The sequence below is a fragment of the Sphingobium sp. 15-1 genome, assembly GCF_013375535.1.
Taxonomy (GTDB): domain Bacteria; phylum Pseudomonadota; class Alphaproteobacteria; order Sphingomonadales; family Sphingomonadaceae; genus Sphingobium; species Sphingobium aromaticivastans.
On record NZ_JABXJG010000001.1, the window covers coordinates 1893930 to 1912101 of the forward strand.

At 59.3% G+C, this 18172-nt stretch carries 14 protein-coding genes and 1 other annotated feature; of the genes, 8 read left to right on the plus strand and 6 right to left on the minus strand.

The genetic code is table 11. The features are described 5' to 3' along the window. Window positions 1-701 precede the first annotated feature (701 nt). Entirely contained in the window at window positions 702-1280 is a 579-nt protein-coding gene (locus tag HUK72_RS08900; protein ID WP_176596468.1) for a recombinase family protein, read from the minus strand. A gap of 191 nt (window positions 1281-1471) precedes the next feature. On the opposite strand from HUK72_RS08900, the gene HUK72_RS08905 reads away from it, so the two are divergent. Next, a complete protein-coding gene (locus HUK72_RS08905) occupies window positions 1472-1702 on the plus strand; it encodes an AAA family ATPase (RefSeq protein WP_176596469.1) in 231 nt (76 codons plus the stop codon). A 36-nt stretch (window positions 1703-1738) separates the two neighbouring features. Here the strand turns inward: HUK72_RS08905 and HUK72_RS08910 are convergent. The 4 genes from HUK72_RS08910 to HUK72_RS08925 form a co-directional block, all read right to left on the minus strand. After that, a protein-coding gene (locus HUK72_RS08910) for an IS3 family transposase (protein ID WP_169576924.1) occupies window positions 1739-2967 on the minus strand; the annotation gives its coding sequence in 2 pieces (ribosomal slippage) (window positions 1739-2679 and window positions 2679-2967; 1230 coding nt in all). Next, window positions 2570-2686, minus strand: a sequence feature (AL1L pseudoknot). (Overlaps the previous gene by 117 nt.) Before the next feature lie 15 nt (window positions 2968-2982). Further along, a complete protein-coding gene (locus HUK72_RS08915) occupies window positions 2983-4491 on the minus strand; it encodes a hypothetical protein (RefSeq protein WP_176596470.1) in 1509 nt (502 codons plus the stop codon). Window positions 4492-4496: 5 nt separating this feature from the next. Then, complete coding sequence (locus tag HUK72_RS08920) at window positions 4497-5579, minus strand: IS630 family transposase (protein ID WP_176595971.1); 1083 nt, start codon at window positions 5577-5579, stop codon at window positions 4497-4499. A gap of 61 nt (window positions 5580-5640) precedes the next feature. After that, entirely contained in the window at window positions 5641-6039 is a 399-nt protein-coding gene (locus HUK72_RS08925; RefSeq protein WP_176596471.1) for a hypothetical protein, read from the minus strand. Between the two features lie 74 nt (window positions 6040-6113). Here HUK72_RS08925 and HUK72_RS08930 point away from each other — a divergent pair, with 74 nt between their 5' ends. The 7 genes from HUK72_RS08930 (at window position 6114) to mobF (ending at window position 14711) form a co-directional block, all read left to right on the plus strand. Next, window positions 6114-7145 carry an IS630 family transposase gene (locus HUK72_RS08930; protein WP_176596472.1) on the plus strand — a complete coding sequence of 344 codons (1032 nt, stop codon included), beginning with the start codon at window positions 6114-6116 and terminating at the stop codon, window positions 7143-7145. A 263-nt stretch (window positions 7146-7408) separates the two neighbouring features. Beyond that, the gene (locus HUK72_RS08935) at window positions 7409-8224 is read left to right on the plus strand and encodes a hypothetical protein (protein WP_176596473.1); all 816 of its coding nucleotides are present in this window, start codon (window positions 7409-7411) and stop codon (window positions 8222-8224) included. Between the two features lie 473 nt (window positions 8225-8697). Then, the gene (locus HUK72_RS08940; RefSeq protein ID WP_176596474.1) at window positions 8698-8871 is read left to right on the plus strand and encodes a helix-turn-helix domain-containing protein; all 174 of its coding nucleotides are present in this window, start codon (window positions 8698-8700) and stop codon (window positions 8869-8871) included. Window positions 8872-8983: 112 nt separating this feature from the next. Then, window positions 8984-9538 carry a hypothetical protein gene (locus HUK72_RS08945; protein ID WP_176596475.1) on the plus strand — a complete coding sequence of 185 codons (555 nt, stop codon included), beginning with the start codon at window positions 8984-8986 and terminating at the stop codon, window positions 9536-9538. Between the two features lie 207 nt (window positions 9539-9745). Then, window positions 9746-10117, plus strand: a complete 372-nt coding sequence (locus tag HUK72_RS08950; protein ID WP_176596476.1) for a hypothetical protein — start codon at window positions 9746-9748, stop codon at window positions 10115-10117. Beyond that, complete coding sequence (locus tag HUK72_RS08955; protein ID WP_176596477.1) at window positions 10114-11949, plus strand: type IV secretion system DNA-binding domain-containing protein; 1836 nt, start codon at window positions 10114-10116, stop codon at window positions 11947-11949. Before HUK72_RS08950 ends, HUK72_RS08955 begins: the two co-directional genes overlap by 4 nt. After that, a complete protein-coding gene (gene mobF / locus HUK72_RS08960) occupies window positions 11949-14711 on the plus strand; it encodes a MobF family relaxase (protein ID WP_176596478.1) in 2763 nt (920 codons plus the stop codon). Before HUK72_RS08955 ends, mobF begins: the two co-directional genes overlap by 1 nt. Before the next feature lie 220 nt (window positions 14712-14931). On the opposite strand, the gene HUK72_RS08965 is transcribed toward mobF, so the two are convergent. Continuing rightward, window positions 14932-18069: a type I restriction endonuclease subunit R gene (locus HUK72_RS08965; protein ID WP_176596479.1), complete on the minus strand. Its 3138-nt coding sequence runs from the start codon at window positions 18067-18069 to the stop codon at window positions 14932-14934. Window positions 18070-18172 lie beyond the last annotated feature (103 nt).

Here is an 18172-nt window from a genome sequence, read left to right on the forward strand (position 1 = left end):
TTCAGCAGGTGGTCTCCTTAGCCGAAATCAGGGAGTTAAGTCCTACGGACTATGAACCCCCATGTACGCGCCCAAGTCAACAGGGTCGGCGGTCAAAAAAGTGAAATGAAAGCTTTGACAAAGCAAATACGTTTAAAATCAAATCCTTATAAAGAAAGATGTCCACAGGAAATTTCGCGGATGTCTAGGTCCACTTGGAACACCAGCCTGCCCAGGATGTCGCTATAGCTGAATTCGGATACAAACAGGGCGTAGGCAATGGTGTTTTGCGCCTAGGATTGGCCGCCTATTCCTCCGCAAACTGGATAGAAGAATATGGATCGATGCTCCTGTGAGGATGACATTTTCCCTACGGAAAATACTGCACGGACCGGTTTCATCCGGGTCATGAAACTGTAGGACATCGCCCTTTCTCAAAAGGCAAAAAAATACCCCGCCGGAATGGCAGGGCATTGCGTTGGGGGTGAAACGGCTGGCGAGAAAACCGGCCACCGATCAGAATGAAAGAAGGTAGGCCAATCCCGCGCCTACCATCAGTCCGATAGGCACAATGATGAAGGGGCTGATCCCCTTGTTCGACAATGGCATGAAGCGTAGGCGCGGGCCTTCACATTCCTCTAATGACTTCAATCGCCTCTCAGGTCGGAATGGTCGAATGTCAGCCATGCTGTTCCCCGCGCATACCGCTGCACCACTTCGGCTTATGCAGCGCGCTTTTCCACTCTTTGAATAGCGGCGCGGCTTACCTGATATTCCCTTGCCAATGCACCAAGGGAAATTCCTTGCTTCCGCTTTTCAATGATAATGCGCTGCTGATCATCAGTAAGAGCCTGCGGACGGCCTAACGTCTTGCCTTCTGCCTTGGCCCGCTTCAACCCTGCCTGCGTCCGTTCAACCAGCAAATCGCGTTCGAATTCGGCAACGGCAGCGATGACACCCATAGTCATCTTTCCCGCTGGGCTGGTCAGGTCCACGCCACCAAGAGCAAGGCAGTGAACCTTCACACCTTCTGCTGCCAGCCGCTCGACCGTGCCCCTTACGTCCATAGCGTTGCGGCCTAGCCTGTCGAGCTTCGTGACGATGAGAATATCCCCGGCTTCCAAACGGTCAACCAGTTTGGCAAAGCCCTTGCGCTCCATCGCAGCGATAGAGCCGGAAACAGTTTCAGCAACGATGCGCTTGGGATCGACCGCGAAGCCAGCCGCAGCAATCTCCCTTACCTGATTATCTGTCGTCTGATCACCAGTGCTAACACGGCAATAAGCAAAAGCGCGGCTCATTTCGTCATCCTTGTATCGAATCGGTATAACGAAACTATCAATGTAACGAATATATGTAGAGTCTAATTTTCGATACATGCGGGAAGATTGTATCGGAAACGGACGATTAAGATCTACCTTGCCGCCGCCCCGGCATCATGAGTAATCCCATTTGCATATAAGCTGCGGCTGCAACGGCAAAGAGGGGCACAATGCGGATCGAAGAAATCGATGTTAAAAACTTTCGCGGTATCAGGGAATTGTGCCTCAAGGGTTTGAAAAGCACCGTTGTAATCGCCGGTGCAAACGGGTCAGGTAAGTCCTGCGTGTTTGACGCTATTCGCCTTTTGAAGTCCGCTTACGGCGGATATCAACAGAATGAGTGGCACCACTGGATGGCGGAATTCCAGATCAATTTTACCAACAATGCCGAAGCATTCTGAACCGCCCCGGGATTGCCGGAGGCCATTTGGTTTAAATTATGCGGCCATGGGTGTTTCGTCCAGCATGGCGTAGTAGCGCTCCTCGGCTTCGGCAGGCGGGATGTTGCCAATGGGCGCGAGCAACCGCCGGTTGTTGAACCAGTCTACCCATTCGAGAGTGGCGTATTCAACGGCTTCAAAGGATCGCCACGGTCCTCGCCGGTGGATCACCTCGGCCTTGTAAAGGCCGTTGATGGTCTCCGCCAAGGCGTTGTCATAACTGTCGCCCACACTCCCGACCGATGGCTCGATCCCAGCCTCGGCAAGGCGCTCGGTATACTTGATCGAGACATATTGGCTGCCGCGGTCGCTGTGGTGGATCAGGCCGCCATGATGAACTGGTCGCCGATCATGGATTGCCTGCTCCAGGGCGTCGAGCACAAAGCTGGCATGGGCCGTCCTGCTCACCCGCCAGCCCACAATATAGCGGGCGTATACGTCGATCACGAAGGCCACGTAGACGAACCCCGACCACGTCGCGACATAGGTGAAGTCCGACACCCACAGCATGTTCGGTGCCGGCGCATGGAACTGACGGTTGACCTGATCGAGCGGACACGGAGCCGCCTTGTCGCTGATCGTCGTCTTCACCGGCTTGCCCCGGATCACGCCCTGCAGGCCCAAATCACGCATCAACCGCTCCACTGTGCAGCGGGCAATATCAAAGCCCTCCCGCTGCATCTGCCGCCACACCTTGCGCACGCCGTAGACCTTGAAGTTGGCATCGAACACGCGCCGAACCTCGGGCTTCATGGCCTCATCACGCTGGACACGTGGTGACAGGCGCGAGGGATCGCGTCGCGATGCCACACGTTCATGATAGGTGGATGGGGCGATCGGCAGAACCCGGCAGATCGGCTCGACCCCATACTCATCCCGATGCTCGTCAATGAAGGCAGTCATCGCTTGAACGGGCGGTCGAGCTCCGCCTGGGCAAAATATGCCGACGCCTTGCGCAGAATCTCGTTGGCCTGGCGAAGCTCACGGTTCTCGCGCTCCAGCGCCTTCAAACGGTCTGCCAGTTCGGTGGGAACGCCAGGACGTTTGCCGCTGTTCACCTCAGCCTTCTTTACCCACTCTAGCAGCGTGTGCCCCGAACAGCCGATCTTCTCGGCAATGGATATGATCGCCGCCCAGCGGGACGGATGGTCGCCTTCGTGGTCCAGCACCATGCGGACGGCCCGCTCACGAACCTCCGGTGCAAACTTGTTCGTCGTCTTGCTCATCGTAGACCCTTCCTCTCAGGAGTTAGGGCCTCCGGCAATCCCGGGGCGGTTCAGTGTCTGATAGTCGGAAAAAGCCTCAAGAAGTGCCACTAAGCAGTCGCGAACCATTTTTGGAGGTGTTACCTTTTCAAATAGCTCCCGAACGTAAACTGGATGACGCGCCGAATATCTCTTGTCGTTGGATACGACGACGCCTTCCGTTTCCCTTGTCATCGCGTTCACGTCTTGCGCTATGCCAAGGCTTATCAAGGAAGAGCCGACTATCTGGGCGCTAAGAGATGAACGGTGCGTACTTGCTAGTCCGACTAAAATCAAAAACTGCTGATGTTCTACGCTACCTAAATGAGAAAAATCGTTCTTGATAATTTCGATGAATCCTAATCCGGTTGTCGCCTCAAGCATACCGATTAGGAGCTGCCGATCCGCTTTTTGAAAGAGTTCTGCTTGACGCTGGGCACTGGTCATTGCCTCAAGGCGAGTCCACGGTCCGAACGTTTTAAGCTTGTCTAAGATCGCTTTAACGTCAGGCTTCGTAACACGTCCAATTGTTTGAACTGTTGGCGTGACAGAATCTAATGTAGCCTTCACCCGCCGGCTCCAGATATTCTGGCGCTCGGAGAATACAATGCAGATATTTCTTGTACTTGCGCTCGCAAGCGCCTCATAAACTTCGCGCGCCATCGGATCGATTTTATCTATAAATAGATAAAATCCACCTGTGTTTATCTGTTCGAGAGAAATTATGACATTCTTTATGTCAGAAACTGAATCCCTCAGAAAATATACAGGGAGCCGCGTCGTGCGACTTATGTATAGCGCTGTCGTCATTAGAGCCGTGGTCTTACCAGATCCAGCAGGCCCTACGAGGGCAATACAGGTTTTCCCGTTATGATTGTCCAACACAGCGCTGGAAAATGAATCGAACGATTCTAGCGACGCAGGAACCTCATCGACAATATCGCTCCACGACGGTTTGTATCCCTTGTAAAACTCTCTTATTGTGCCGGTAGAGGCCTTTTTGGACAGCGGAATAGTCGTTGGACCCACGACGGTGACGCTATTTAGCGCCCGCTTCTGTGCATCCGATAGCTTATCGCTGATATTGCGAAGCTCAGGCCGCCTCGCTGTCGCGAGTTCCCATGTAGTCGGCGGCTTTGGGATTTCAGTTTCTAGCCATGTAGCAAAATCAGCTAAGGTTCCTGGGACGTGCTGGAGGTTGAGGCTATCAAGGTGATAAGCCTCAATTTGCGTAGCCGATGGGGTAATGACATACCCGCGGATCGGAGATCGCTTTACGGTCGATCGCATTTCCGAAATCGCGTGCTGAAACAAAGGCTCATTAAGACTGCTGCCGATAAAAACAAAAACGAAGTCGCTATAATTTTGGCCAAGCTCCCGATACCAAATCGGCAACCGTGAAGATCCATCTCCGTATTCTTGGGGAGAAAATATGAAGCCGTCTTCTGGCCTATCGGCACTCCCATTAAGTTTTACTAATTGTACTCGATTGAATACCGGGTCCATACTCTCTAGTGGATTGATTCCAACGTTTGGAACCCTCGGTTTCGGGCTGCGATGATGTCGTCGGGATTGGCTTTCCAGATGAAGGGTTTGGGGTTTGCGGCGTTGTATTCGCGGATGAAGCGATTGATGGCGGCCTGGAGATCGACGAGGGAATGGAAGACCCCGTGTTTGAGCCGGCGTCGGGTCAGCTTGGCGAAGAAGCCCTCGACGGCATTGAGCCATGAGCTGGAGGTTGGCGTGAAATGGAAGGTCCAGCGCGGATGGCGGGCGAGCCATTGCTGGACCTTGTCCTTTTTGTGTGTCGCATAGTTGTCGAGGATCACGTGGATCGCTTTGTCCGCCGGCACTTCGCGCTCGATACGGTTGAGGAAACGGATGAACTCCTGATGACGATGGCGCTGCATGTTCTGCCCGATGACCGTTCCGTCCAGCACATTGAGAGCGGCAAACAGCGTGGTCGTGCCGTGCCGCTTGTAATCATGGGTCATGGTGCCTGCGCGGCCCTTCTTCATCGGCAGGCCGGGCTGGGTGCGGTCGAGCGCCTGGATTTGCGACTTCTCATCGACGGACAGCACCACCGCATGAGCCGGCGGATCGACATAGAGGCCGACGATTTCGGTGAGCTTCTCGGCAAACGCCGGGTCGTTCGACAGTTTGAAGCTGCGCCAGCGGTGCGGGCTGAGACCGTGCGCCTTCCAGATCGCCTGCACCGTCGAGGCGGCAACGCCAGCCACCTTCGCCATGGCGCGCAACGTCCAGTGGGTCGCCTCGTGCGGGGGCGGCTCATGCGTCAGGCGGACGATCTCGGCGACATGCGTGGGCGGGATCGGCGCCTTGCCGGGCGGACGGGATTTATCGCGAAGCAGACCCTCGACGCCTTCGTTCATGAAGCGTTCCTGCCATCGCCAGACGCAGGTCTTGGACTTGCCCGTCGCGGCCATGATCGCCGAGGTACCCAGACCATCGCCGCTCAGCAGCACAATACGGGCCCGCCAAACGTGCTTCTGCGGGCTCTGCGGGGCCGCTGTAATGTCGCACAATCGCTGACGGTCGGCGGCGGACAGGGTGAAAGTGATGCCATCGCGCATCCTCTCAGACTCGCACGCCAGCAAGCCGATGGGAATCCCCCATCGGACTCTTTTGTTCCGGTCAATCCACTAGAGGTGAATTGCGTGCAAAAACGCGCAATTTCTGCGTCTTGGACAAGCCCAATGCGACTTCCATACAGTCGTCAATGTTCAGGGTGTAGATGCGCGGCCAAGGATAAGTCGCAATTTTCTTGAGATCGGAAGATGGCCTCGTCGATGTGAGCCGATCTCTCAAAAATTCGTGTAGCTTTGCAGAATCTTTAGCATTGATGGCGGAATAGACAGAGCCAAGAGGTTCGTTGTTATAATTCCATTTCTTTAGAGCAGCGAGTTCGGCAGCGAGGGCAGGCCCCATCGGCAGATCATCGAAATTGGCATCTTTGGATTTGTAGGACGCCCCTGCTCCAAGAAGTAGAACGAGCCGTCCTTCTAGGTATGCCGTCTTGATATCCGGTAACACGGTGTATGGCCTCGATCTATAGACCGGGCATGAAAATATATTGATTTCGAGTTGGTTGATGGGTATGATTGACCATGGAAACAGACGCCCGGAAATTGAGCGCATCAGCGCTTCACGAGCTTCGCCGGCAGGTGATCCGCCTTCACAAGTCGGGCCACAAGGTGATGCGGATTGTCGAGCTGACGGGCCTTTCGTGGCCGGCAGTTCGCAAAGCGATCGACAACTATGAAGCGGAAGGCAGCAAGGGTCTTAAGCCCAAGGAGCGTGGCCGGTCCCAAGGTGACGGACGGAGCCTGAGTCCAGAGCAGGAGTTGCACATTCGCCGGCTGATCAGCGAAAAGCGTCCCGAACAACTGAAGATGGAATTTGCGCTGTGGACCCGCGGCGCGGTGATGGAATTGATCGCGCGGGAATGTGGCATTCCCCTGAAAATCCGAGCGGTTGGGAATTATCTCAAGCGGTGGGGGTTCACACCGCAAAAGCCGATCCGTCGCGCCTATGAGCAAAACCCTCAGGCCGTGAGGGCCTGGCTGGAGACGAGTTATCCTGCGATCGAAAAGCGGGCAAAGGCCGAGGACGGCGAAATCCACTGGGGGGACGAGACCGCAGTCGTCAACACGGACGTGCGCGGTCGATCTTATGCTCCAAAGGGAGAAACTCCAGTGGCCTACGCGCCTGGGAGCCGTGCCAAGTTGTCGATGATCTCAACGGTCACCAATCAGGGCAAGACGCGCTGGATGATCATCGAGGACAACTTTGGCGCCGAACGGCTGATCGAGTTTCTCGAAGCCCTGATCAAGGACGCTGATCGCAAGATATTCCTGATCCTCGACAATCTTCGGGCCCACCACTCAAAACTGGTCAAAGCATGGCTCGAAACGCGCAAGGACAAAATCGAGATCTTCTATCTCCCCAGCTACTCGCCCGAATTGAACCCGGACGAGCGGCTCAATGCCAGCCTGAAGCATGCCATCAGCACCACCGTGCCGGAGAAAACCAAGGCCAAACTCAAAGCCGCGGCCCAAAACCACATGACTGGCCTCGCAAATTCTCCAGAAAAAGTCCGCGCTTTCTTCAGAGACCCCCGTTGCAAATATGCAGCCTAACTATCAACGTGCCGGATCAATAATTTGCAACAATGAGACGCTTTTACATAGCTATCCTGTCTAGGAAAGAGCGCGATTGCCTGTATGTCGAACGGCGCCGCCAACGCCGGCGCCGAAACTGAAGATGCGTGTGATCAAGCTGGACGAGGACGAGGGGACGTTTGTGCTTGAGCGGATCGACAAGCCCGCCAACGCCAGCTAACGGACTTCGACGAAAGCCGCGTAATCCCTACCTAGGTGGACCGTCAGAGGAGGCTGGGTTGATGGGCGACTATCGGGACGACGCACGAAAGCAGCTGAAGCGCGCGCAGGCCGAGCTAGCCAGCGGCGACGACCAGCGCCTGAAATATGCCGCGCTAGAACTGCGCGAGGCGATGGAGTCGGTGACCTACGATCGCGCCGAGGCCTACAAGGACGACTTCCCACCTGAGCAGTATGAGGCTTGGCAACCGCGCCGCGTGATGGGCCTACTGCTCGAAATCGATCCCAATGCCGACAAGGATAGCACGATCGCGTTTGGCGAGGAGCCAAGCCTCGGCGTGAAGCCCGCCGTCATGCACACTCTGGGCACCGAGAAGGTGCTCAACATGAAAATGCTGAAGAAGCACTACGACGCGTTGGGCAGCTACCTTCACGTCCCGACGCTCAAGCAGATGGCGGTGTCAGACAAGATTGACTTCGCCGCAATGCGCCAACGGTGTGAGATCATCGCCGCCTTCATCACGGACGTCTTGGGATCGCCGGTATTCAACTCGACCTTCGGCAACTTCGCGACCATCGACTGCATGAAATGCGGCAAGCCGATCAAGCGCCGGTGGCCGGAGGGCAAGGAGCAGATCGAGGCGAAGTGCTTCGAATGTGGCGCCGGCTACCTCGTAAAGGACATCGGCAACGCGCAGTGCGAATGGAAGCCGGACGTGGTCGAGCTGGCATGCGCGAACAAGGAATGCGGCACGAAGATCAACCCGTTCCGGCATGAGGTCGAGCTCGGCGTCGGTTGGGATTGCGAGGACTGCGGCGGTCGGAACGTCATGCGCCTGGGTGTCGCGCACATCCCCAAGGCAGAAGACGGCTTCTGACTTGTTCCAGGAAGCCGTGATGACCGAACATCGCGGCCATGCGCTGCGCGATCGGCACCGGCGTCGAGAACAGCCCTCAGAAACGGCTGCAAAGTCCCAGTCCCTGTCATCATGGCCAAAGCGCAACGTCTGCTCCGGAGCGCCGAAAAATCTCATTTGAATGGCGTGAAATGGCGCAGGGCAGTCGACAAACCGTCACTGGGGAATCGTCTTCTTCCTCAGTCTGCGCACACGAAGGCAGTCTATCTGATACCCCATGCCCCTCATTATCTGGTTCGCTGAGTCAGGTTGGCTGGAACCAGCAACACGTTCGATTTTTGGCTACAGCAAAGATTTTCGGACGACGCCATCCATTTTCGTATATGCGCGTCATCGGCAGTTTCCCAAGGCTTTCCCATTGCTGGACGACGCACAGGCGAACGTGTGCAACCTGAAACGTCTCTCGCCGCGAATCGGCAAACACGGAGACGCACATGGAACCTCTCGCCATTTCCATCAATGATACCTGCAAGGCGCTCGGCGTCGGGCGTTCATCGGTTTACGTCCTGATCAAATCTGGTGGCCTGGACGCGATCAAGATCGGCAGGCGAACCTTGCTGACCACCGAGTCTATCCGGCGCTTGGCGCTATCACGATCCATCGCCTGATTTTCAGGCGCTCGACCACCTAGCCTGATTGGTGGGGCGGGCCGCTCCGCGCCTGCGCTTCCCCTCAACCCCAATAAAAACACGCCATCGTGATTTCACGAAAGGATATCCCATGCCCATTTTCGATCGCACCTTGGATCGGCTTGCCGATTTCATCTGGCAGGGCCGCAAGGTCACTCTGCGTTTCACCGTCGACTACCGCACGGCCTGCTTCACCTTGCCACTCATCAAGAAGCTGCTTGCCGACAGCGAGGACGGTGAGACCTATCGTTGCTCCATCACGCATTGGCATTTGAACGAGCGTCCGCCGCTCCATATTCACCGGGGCGAGGTTTCGACCGTGCGTATCGACGGCCCATTGCAGACGGCGGGCACGAGCTATTTGCCGCTTGGCGGATTGATCGAGTCTCCCGGCGTGACCGCGCATCTCGATCCCGTCGAAGCCGATCGGCTCGACAGACGGGTGCAGGAAGCTGTCGAGCGGGCGATTCGTGACTGGATCATCGAGCATGGCCTTTACGACCAGCCCCGCCCCCGCCGGGAGATCGACCGGCGCAAGGCTGACCGGGCGGCCCGCACAGTAATCGCCCGATGGGTGACGGAGCAGTTCGGAGAGCCGGAACCGGCGTCCCCGTCCGATAGCCGGAAAGGGCCGGACCATGCCTGAGCCGGACGCCAATAGGATAGTGTTGTGGGGCTGCGATGCTACGCATCGAGCCAGCAATTCAGATACACACCTCACGCACGGGTGCATCCAGCTTTTCCGCCATTTTTCGGGACAGCGATCCGACAGCACCGTTTTCCGGCGCTCCGAAAATGGCGGATTTCCTCCACTTTCCGAGACAGCGGATCGCTGTCGCGGTGGAGGCGGACGATGAAGCTGGTCCGTCACACCCTCCGCCTGCCCGTGGCGCTCGACAAGACCCTTCGGACGCTGGCTGAACGGCAAGGCGTCAGCGCCTATGCGATGCTCCAGCGCAGCGTCAAAGCCGGGATCTCGACACAAATGAACCCGCCAGCCCGCGACACTAGCAATAGTGAAATGGTCGCCGAACTGGCATCGGTCAGCACCCGTATGGTCGATGTTGAGCGGATGCTGGACCGGGCGCTGTTCACCGCCTGCGCCGCCTATTGCTACGCCCGCAGTGCGGCGACAGGCGCGCGCAAGTCGGATGAAGTCATCACCGCCGAGATCAACGCTGCCTACGACCGCCAGCGCCGTCTCTCGCAGGAGAAGCGACCATGACGCAACCCCATGACCGCCGCATCCACGCAGACGCCTTGCGGCGGCAATATCGCGGTAACCAGTGGTCCCGCTTCAAGCGGCAGGCCGGTATGATGCTGTCATCCGTTGCCTTGGGCGCAGTCGCCGCACCTTATGCGACGCTGAATCAGGACAGGCTGGATGCCCTTACCGCCTGGTCCGTGGCGAGGGCGAAGCTGTGGCTGGCTTCGGGCACGTTCGCCGATGCCGAGGTCAGCGTCCGCATTGGCGGCCAGACCTATCCCGGCCGGTCCGCCCGCGCCGTGATCGCGCATCCCTATTGCCGACAGTCAGTTGAGATGGCCTATGCTGATGCCAAGCGCGGGGGCGGACTCGGCTTCGCCGCTTGGCTGTCCTGCCTGTTTCTGTTTCGCGGAGCCGTCCGGCGGCGGCATGAACGCGCCTTGCGGGATCGCGTCATCGCCGGAACCCTGGTCACGACCGAGAAGCAGCTTGCCAAGATGACCGGCGCCGAAGCAAATTCCTGCGCGCTCGCCATCGGCACGGTGCCGATTCCGTCGCGGCTGGAAACCCGGCACTTGTCGATGATCGGCACGACCGGCTCAGGTAAGACCACGGCGCTGCGTCAGTTACTCGACGGCATCGAGGCGCGCGGCGAAGCCGCCTTGGTCTACGACACCAGCGGCGAGTTCATCGCGCATTACTACCGTCCCGAACGCGGCGACGTGATCCTGAACCCGTTCGACGCCCGATGCGCCTTCTGGTCGCCCTTTGCCGAGATCGCCCATCCCGCCGACGCCGACCGCATCGCGCATCAGCTTATCACCGAGACGGGCCAGAGTGACCGCGACGTCTGGCTGGAAACCAGCCGCATCCTTGTCGCCAATATGATCCGCGCCTTGTGGCGAGAAGGCAAAGGCACCTTGCCGGACCTGTTGGACGCGCTTCAGGACCGGACGAAAGATGACCTCAAAATCTGGCTGGCGGGCAGTTCGTCGGCGCGGACCTTCGCCGAGGATGCCGATCGGGCGACGGGCAGCGTGTTGTTTATGCTCGCCAAGGCCGCAAACCTGATCCAGTTCCTCCGCGCAGATGGCAGCGGCGGCGAACCTTTTGCCTTCCGGAACTTCATTCACGGGCTGGATAAGCGCACCGGGGCGCGCCCGTGGATTTTCGTCCCCCGCAAGGAGGATTATTTCGAGGCGTCCAAGCCCTTGCTCGCCTGCTGGCTGGAATGTGCGGCGAGCGCCGTGCTGGGGCTGCCCCCCTCGCCCGACCGGCGCATCTGGTTTGTGCTGGACGAGTTGGCCGATCTTCCCCGCGTCGATAATCTGGCGCGTCTGCTACCCGAAGGGCGCAAATTCGGGGCAGCTGTGGTCCTGACCTTTCAGGCGCTGGGCCAGATGCGGCATCGCTACGGGCCGCAGATCGCTGAATCCATGCTGGGCTGCTGCAATACCAAGCTGTTCCTGCAAACCATCGACAGCGAAACCCGGCAATGGGCCAGCCAGACCATCGGCGAGTGCGAGGTCGAAATCCAGACCATGACCGACGCGCTGGCCGAAGGTGACGACGAGGCCCGCACCACCTTGGGGCGGATGCGTAAGATGCGGCCCGCCGTGTTGGAAAGCGAATTGCGCCTGCCCAAGTTCGAGGGGTATTTGCTGTTCCCTGACGGCTTGCCGGTAGCACGGATCAGGCTCACCGCCGATCATGTCGCGCAACGCGGCCCTGCCCGCCAGCCCGGATTCGTCGCAGGCGATCCCGACACCACGCTTTGGAAGCAGGCGGGAGCCGTCGCGCCCGCGCCGCCTCCGACCCCGCCCTCATCCAGCAGCGAAGGACCGGTGTGATGGTGGCGTCAGTATCGGCGCTGACCAGTTCGGCGCAGGCCAGCAGCTATTATGAGGCCGACGACTATTATTCGGAAGGCGGGCTTTCGCCTTCCGAATGGCAGGGCGCGGGCGCGGAGGCGTTGGGCCTGTCCGGCGAGGTGGACCGCGACCAGTTCCGCGCTTTGCTGGACGGCAGGATTGCCGATCAGCAGCTTGGCACCTTTCGCGACGGCCAGCTTGAGCATCGCCCTGGCTGGGACGTGACATTGAGCGCGCCCAAGTCAATTTCCATCATGGCCGAGGTGGCGGGCGACCGGCGGTTGATCGCCGCGCATGGCGAAGCGGTCAGAACCGCAATGGCCCATGTCGAGAAACATATGGCCGCCACCCGCGTCCGGGACGGCGGCACCGTCGCCCGCGAGGCGACCGGCAATCTCATCATCGCCAGCTTCCTGCACGGCACCAGCCGCGCTCAAGACCCGCAGCTTCACACCCACAATGTCATCATGAACGCAACGCGGGACGAGGATGGCGCTTGGCGCAGCCTGGAACCCCGCATCCTCTACCAGCTTCAAAAGCAGATCGGCGCAATCTACCGGCAGGAACTGGCCTTGAAGGTACGCGAACTGGGCTATGAGATCGAGACGGGCAAGGACTCGCTGTTCGAGATAAAAGGCGTTTCCGCCGAGGTGATGACCGCGTTCAGCACCCGCAGCGCCGAGATCGAGGCGGCATTGGCGGAACGCGGCACATCCCGCGATACGGCCAGCGCCGTTGAGAAGCAGGTCGCCACGCTCGACACTCGGCAAGCCAAGGTTGCGACCGATCATGTCTCCCTTGTGGCAGACTGGCGCGAGACGGCGAGCAAGGTCGGGTTTGAGCCGGAGGCGCGTCTGGCGATGATCGAGTTGGCCGAAGGGAAGGCCGCCGACCCATCCCGCCGCGCCGATATAGAAATGCAGAGCGAGGGAGCCGCCGACCGCGCTGTTGCCCATGCCGCCGATAAGCTGGGCGAACGGCAATCAGTGTTTTCCGCCGCCGCCTTGCAGGAAGAAGCCGGGCGGATCGGGCTGGGCAAGATCGGTTATGTGCAGATCGAGACCGCCATAGAGGCAGCGACGAAACAGGGCGAGTTGATCGACCGAAGCTTTCAGGATCGGCGCGGTGCGGAGTTTGCGGGGTTCACCACCCGCCAGAATGTCGAAACCGAATCCAAGATGCTGCGGATCGAGGCGGAGGGGCGCGGCATGTTCGCGCCCATCACGTCAGAGCTTGCTGCCGCCAAGGCCATCGCTGCCGCATCGGCGCAGGCGGAACGGGCAGGTTTCGGTTGGAACGCGGATCAGCGCGCCGCCACTGAGCAGCTATTGACCAGCCGTAACCGAATCACCGCCTTGCAGGGCTACGCGGGCACCGCCAAGACTACGACCGTCTTGGCGACCTTTGCCCGCGAGGTCGAGGCGCGCGGAATGGCGGTGACAGCATTGGCCCCCACCGCATCGGCGGCGATGGTGTTGGGCGAGGCGCTAGGCACGCGCGGCGATACCGTCGCGCGACACCTGTTGTCGCCGGAGCGGCCCCAACTGGGCCAGCCCGCCGGATGGATCGTGGACGAGGCTTCCTTATTATCCGCCCGCGATACCGCCCGGCTGTTCGACCTGGCCGACAAACATAATGCCCGCGTCATCCTTGTCGGCGACGTGAAGCAGTTGGGATCGGTCGGGGCGGGCGCGGCGTTCGCGCAGTTGCAGGGCGCTGGCATGGAAACCGCCAAGCTCGGCGAGATTATACGGCAAACCAACGATGCAACCAAGGAGGCGGTGCGGGCCTCCATCGAAGGCGATGCCAAGAAGGCGCTCGCCGCATTGGATAATGGCGGCGGCCAGATTGTCGAGAATGCTGATCGAGCCGAACGCTTCGCCGCCATCGCCGAGCGGTATGCGGCGCTGGACAAGGCCGGTCGCGCCCGCACCCTTGTTATCGAGCCGTCGCGCGAAGGTCGCGACGCGCTTACCGCTGACATTCGCGCCGCGCTCTCCAGATCGGGGGCACTGACCGGCCCCGCCGTCACCATGCAGAGTCTCGCCAACAAAGGACTGACCCGTGCCGAGGCGCGCGATCCCCTGAGCTACGACAAGGGCGATGTGGTCCGGTTCACCCGCGACTATGCCGACAAGGGCGTGACGCGCGGCAAAGCCTACAGGGTGGAGAGCATCGACCCGGCGAAAGCCGCCATCGCGCTCAAATCCGAAGATGGGCGCGAGATCGATTGGCGGCTACGACAGTGGGGCGCGGGCAAGGTCCAGACGTTCACAGCACAGTCGATGGACCTGAAAACCGGCGATACCATCAAATTTACCCGCAACGACCGCGAGGCTGGGCGGATCAATGGCGCGTGCGGCTCGGTGATCGCGGTAGATGAGCAGACGCGCACCGCCATGATGCAGACTCCGGACGGCAGGACCGAGGCGCTGAATCTTGATGCCGCCCGCGACCGGCATATTGCCCATGCCTATGTCGATACCGCCTTTGCCGCCCAAGGCCGCACCGCCGATCATGTGATGATCCATGCCGACAGCCGTGCGACCAATCTGATCGATCAAAAGAGCTTTTACGTCGGGATTTCCCGTGCAAGGGAATCGGCGACCATATTCACCAATGATCGCAGTAAGCTGGTATCGGCGATCAACGAACGGGCAGGCCAGGTGCAAACCGCCATCGCACAAGCCGTTCGGCCTACGCCTGTGGCCGATAAAATAGCGGAGGTCGGGTTGGGCTAGGTTTCAGTCCCGGCATATGGCGGATCGGTCTGGTTCTGGAGTCTGGAGTCCATATCTTGGCGATGTATTCGTAGGGCGTAAGGCCGTTGAAGGTCTGAGCCTCCGTCGAAATTGTAAGCGGCAATTTGCGTGCATAGTTGCGCTTCTGCGGCAACGCGCGACGCTCGGCCCTGACCAGTTAACCGTTTTGAAATTTGAAGCGGGTCGTCACGCTTCCGCCTTATGCCGAGATTTCCCGCAGCAGGACTTCCGCCTGCGCGAGAACAGTTTGTACTGCCTCGTCCGCCAGATCGGGCGGGTAGCCGTATTTTTTCAGGATACGCTTGACCAACACCCGCATACGCGCGCGAGCGCTTTCGCGCTGATGCCAGTCAACGGTCACGTTGCCGCGCAATTGTTCGAGCAGTTCGTGGGCGATCAGCCGGAGCTTTTCATTGCCCATTGCCTCCACAGCGCTCTCGTTCTCAGAAAGGGCATCGTAAAAGGCGATTTCTTCCGGGCTTAACCCCTGCTCCTCTCCCCGCGCACGAGCGGCCTGCATATCCTTGGCCAGCGCGATCAGTTCTTGGATCATCTCCACGGCAGAAATCGCGCCCGCATGATAGCGGGCCACGGCTTCTTCCAGCCGGTTGGAGAACGCGCGGCTTTCAACCAGATTGGTCTTGGACCGGCTAACAATCTCGCCGTTGAGGAGCTTCTTCAACGCCTCCAGCGCAAGGTTCTTTTTCTCCATCTTCTCGACTTCCATCAGGAATTCGTCGGAGAGGATCGAAATGTCGGGCGACTGGATGCCCGCGACTTTCAGAATGTCGATGATTTCCGAAGAAGCAACGGCCCGATCCACCAGTTGCTGGACAGCAAAGGAGCGATCCTTCTCGCTGATTTTTCCGGTGGCTGTCGTCTTGGCGAGCGCCGCCCGGATCGCCTGAAAGAAGCCGACCTCATCGCGGATCGTCCGCGCCTCGTCGCTGGCAGAAGCCAGCGCATAGGCTTTGGAAAGCTCCAGAACCATGTCGAGATAGCGGCGATGGGCGCGCTTCTTGTCCTCAGCATCCTTTTGCTTGGCGGCCTGAGATTCCTGCCACTTGAGTACCCAATCGATAGCCCCGCCAAGGCAGATGAGGCGTTCGCGCGGCTGGCCATCGATGCCGGGCCGATAATCAAACCCGTGGAACAGGTCGCGGATGGCCTCATACCGTTCCATCATCGCGGCTACGGCGGCGGCTTCATCAATGCCGGTCTTGTCGCGGTCTGAGTCGGTATATTGGCCAAGAGCACTGCGCAGGTTCTGCGCCACGCCAATGTAGTCCACCACTAGCCCGCCGGGCTTGTCCTTGAACACCCGGTTCACGCGGGCGATCGCCTGCATCAAGCCGTGCCCGCGCATCGGTTTGTCGATATACATCGTGTTCATGCAGGGCGCGTCAAAGCCGGTCAGCCACATATCGCAGACGATCACCAGCCGCAGCGGATCATCGGGGTTGCGCGCTCGCTTGGCGAGGTCGTCCCGCCGCTTCTTCGCGCCGATATGTTGCTGCCAGTCGAGAGGGTCGGACGCAGCCCCGGTCATCACGATTTTGACCGCGCCCTTATCATCATCGGTCGAATGCCATTCCGGGCGGAGGGCGATAATGCGGTCATATAGCGCCACGCAAATGCGGCGGCTCATGCAGACGGCCATCGCTTTGCCGTTCATCGCCTCGATGCGCGCTTCAAGGTGCGCTACCATATCCGCCGCGATTTGGGCCAGTCGCTTATCCGCCCCAACCAGAGCCTCCACGGCGGACCACTGTGCCTTCATCTTCTCGGCTTCGGTCAGCGACGCATCTTCGATCAACGCTTCTATTTCCGCGTCGATGAGAGGCTTTTCGTCCTCGTTCAATTCGATGCGGGCAAGGCGGCTTTCATAGAAAATCGGCACGGTTGCGCCATCTTCCACAGCGCGGCTGATGTCGTAAATGTCGATATATTCGCCGAAGATAGCCGGGGTGTTGATGTCCGCCGCTTCAATCGGGGTGCCGGTAAAGCCGATGAATGAGGCGTTCGGCATCGCCTGCCGGATGTAATGGGCATAGCCATAGCGCCGCAGCCCGGTTTCCCGGTTGAGCTTGGACTCAAAGCCATATTGGCTGCGGTGGGCTTCGTCCGCGATAACGATGATGTTGCGCCGGTCGGACAGCAGCGGGAAACTCTCTTCCCCGCGCTCCGGTGAGAATTTCTGAACGGTGGTGAACACCACGCCGCCCGCCGCCTTGTCGAGAAGCTGTTTCAAATCCTGGCGACTGTCGGCCTGCTCCGGCTTCTGCCGGATCAGGTCGCGGCAAAGTCCGAAGGTGCCGAAAAGCTGATCGTCCAAATCGTTGCGATCGGTCAGGACAACCAGCGTCGGGTTTTCGAGCGCCTCGGATTTCACCGCCAGCCCGGCAAAGAAGGCCATCAACAGGCTCTTGCCCGATCCCTGCGTGTGCCAGATGACGCCAATCTTGCGATCCCCGTCCGGGCGGGTTGCCTCTACCGCCTGCCGCACCGCCTTTTGCGCGCCGTGGAACTGGTGATAGCCCGCGACAATCTTGAATGGCCCTTCGCCCTTGTCGCCAAACACGATGAAATCGCGGATCAGCGCCAGCAGGTTTTCGCGGGTGAATACCCCGCGCAGCAGCGTTTCCAGTTCCGGGGTTCCCCGATGGGCAAAGTCCTGCCCGTTCACCGTCCGCCACGGCATGAAGCGTTCCGCATCGGCGGTGATCGATCCGATCCGGGCTTCCATGCCATCAGACGCGACCAGCACCGCATTGGTGCTAAACAGGCTGGGGATTTGGTGGAGGTAGGTTTGAAGCTGGTTGAAGGCGTCGGCAATCGTGGCGTTCTGCGACGCGGCATTCTTCAATTCCAGAACGGCGAGCGGCAGGCCGTTGACGAACAACACCACGTCTGGGCGGCGATTGGTTCGGTTCTCGACCACAACAAACTGGTTCACCGCCAGCCAGTCGTTGGCATCGGGGGTGCTAAGATCGATCAGCCAGATTTTGGTGGAAGCGGACTTGCCGTCATCCCCTCGAAACTCGACATCGACGCCTTCGGTCAGCAGCTTGTGGATGCGCCGGTTTTCCTCGACCAGCGAGGGAAGATCGCCGGTTAGAACGCGCCGCATGGCCTCGTTGCGGGCGGCCTGTGGTGCATCGGAGTTGATCCGCGCGACCGCCGCTTCCAGCCGCCCGACAAGCACGACATCGCCGAAAGAACGCCGCTCCGGGGCGCTGCCGTCGGGTGCGATCACAGAGCCGTGAAGGTAGGACCAACCAAGCTCTTGTAGCGTTTCCAGTGCCGCCAATTCGACAATGTCTTCGGTAATGCTCATCTCGACGGTTCGCCGTTCGCGGGGTATGAGGAGGGCATGGGCTGGTTACTGCGTAGCGGGGGCTGGCCCGCCATGTCTGAGAACAATGCGACAACAGGTGCCG

What these genes read in the sequence shown, in the direction of transcription:
- HUK72_RS08915 (WP_176596470.1), bottom strand. Translation starts at nt 4,491, where the DNA reads ATGGACCCGGTATTCAATCGAGTACAATTAGTAAAACTTAATGGGAGT.
- HUK72_RS08920 (WP_176595971.1), bottom strand. Translation starts at nt 5,579, where the DNA reads ATGCGCGATGGCATCACTTTCACCCTGTCCGCCGCCGACCGTCAGCGA.
- HUK72_RS08945 (WP_176596475.1), top strand. Translation starts at nt 8,984, where the DNA reads ATGCCCATTTTCGATCGCACCTTGGATCGGCTTGCCGATTTCATCTGG.
- HUK72_RS08900 (WP_176596468.1), bottom strand. Translation starts at nt 1,280, where the DNA reads ATGAGCCGCGCTTTTGCTTATTGCCGTGTTAGCACTGGTGATCAGACG.
- HUK72_RS08905 (WP_176596469.1), top strand. Translation starts at nt 1,472, where the DNA reads ATGCGGATCGAAGAAATCGATGTTAAAAACTTTCGCGGTATCAGGGAA.
- HUK72_RS08950 (WP_176596476.1), top strand. Translation starts at nt 9,746, where the DNA reads ATGAAGCTGGTCCGTCACACCCTCCGCCTGCCCGTGGCGCTCGACAAG.
- HUK72_RS08965 (WP_176596479.1), bottom strand. Translation starts at nt 18,069, where the DNA reads ATGAGCATTACCGAAGACATTGTCGAATTGGCGGCACTGGAAACGCTA.
- HUK72_RS08940 (WP_176596474.1), top strand. Translation starts at nt 8,698, where the DNA reads ATGGAACCTCTCGCCATTTCCATCAATGATACCTGCAAGGCGCTCGGC.
- mobF (WP_176596478.1), top strand. Translation starts at nt 11,949, where the DNA reads ATGGTGGCGTCAGTATCGGCGCTGACCAGTTCGGCGCAGGCCAGCAGC.
- HUK72_RS08935 (WP_176596473.1), top strand. Translation starts at nt 7,409, where the DNA reads ATGGGCGACTATCGGGACGACGCACGAAAGCAGCTGAAGCGCGCGCAG.
- HUK72_RS08955 (WP_176596477.1), top strand. Translation starts at nt 10,114, where the DNA reads ATGACGCAACCCCATGACCGCCGCATCCACGCAGACGCCTTGCGGCGG.
- HUK72_RS08930 (WP_176596472.1), top strand. Translation starts at nt 6,114, where the DNA reads ATGGAAACAGACGCCCGGAAATTGAGCGCATCAGCGCTTCACGAGCTT.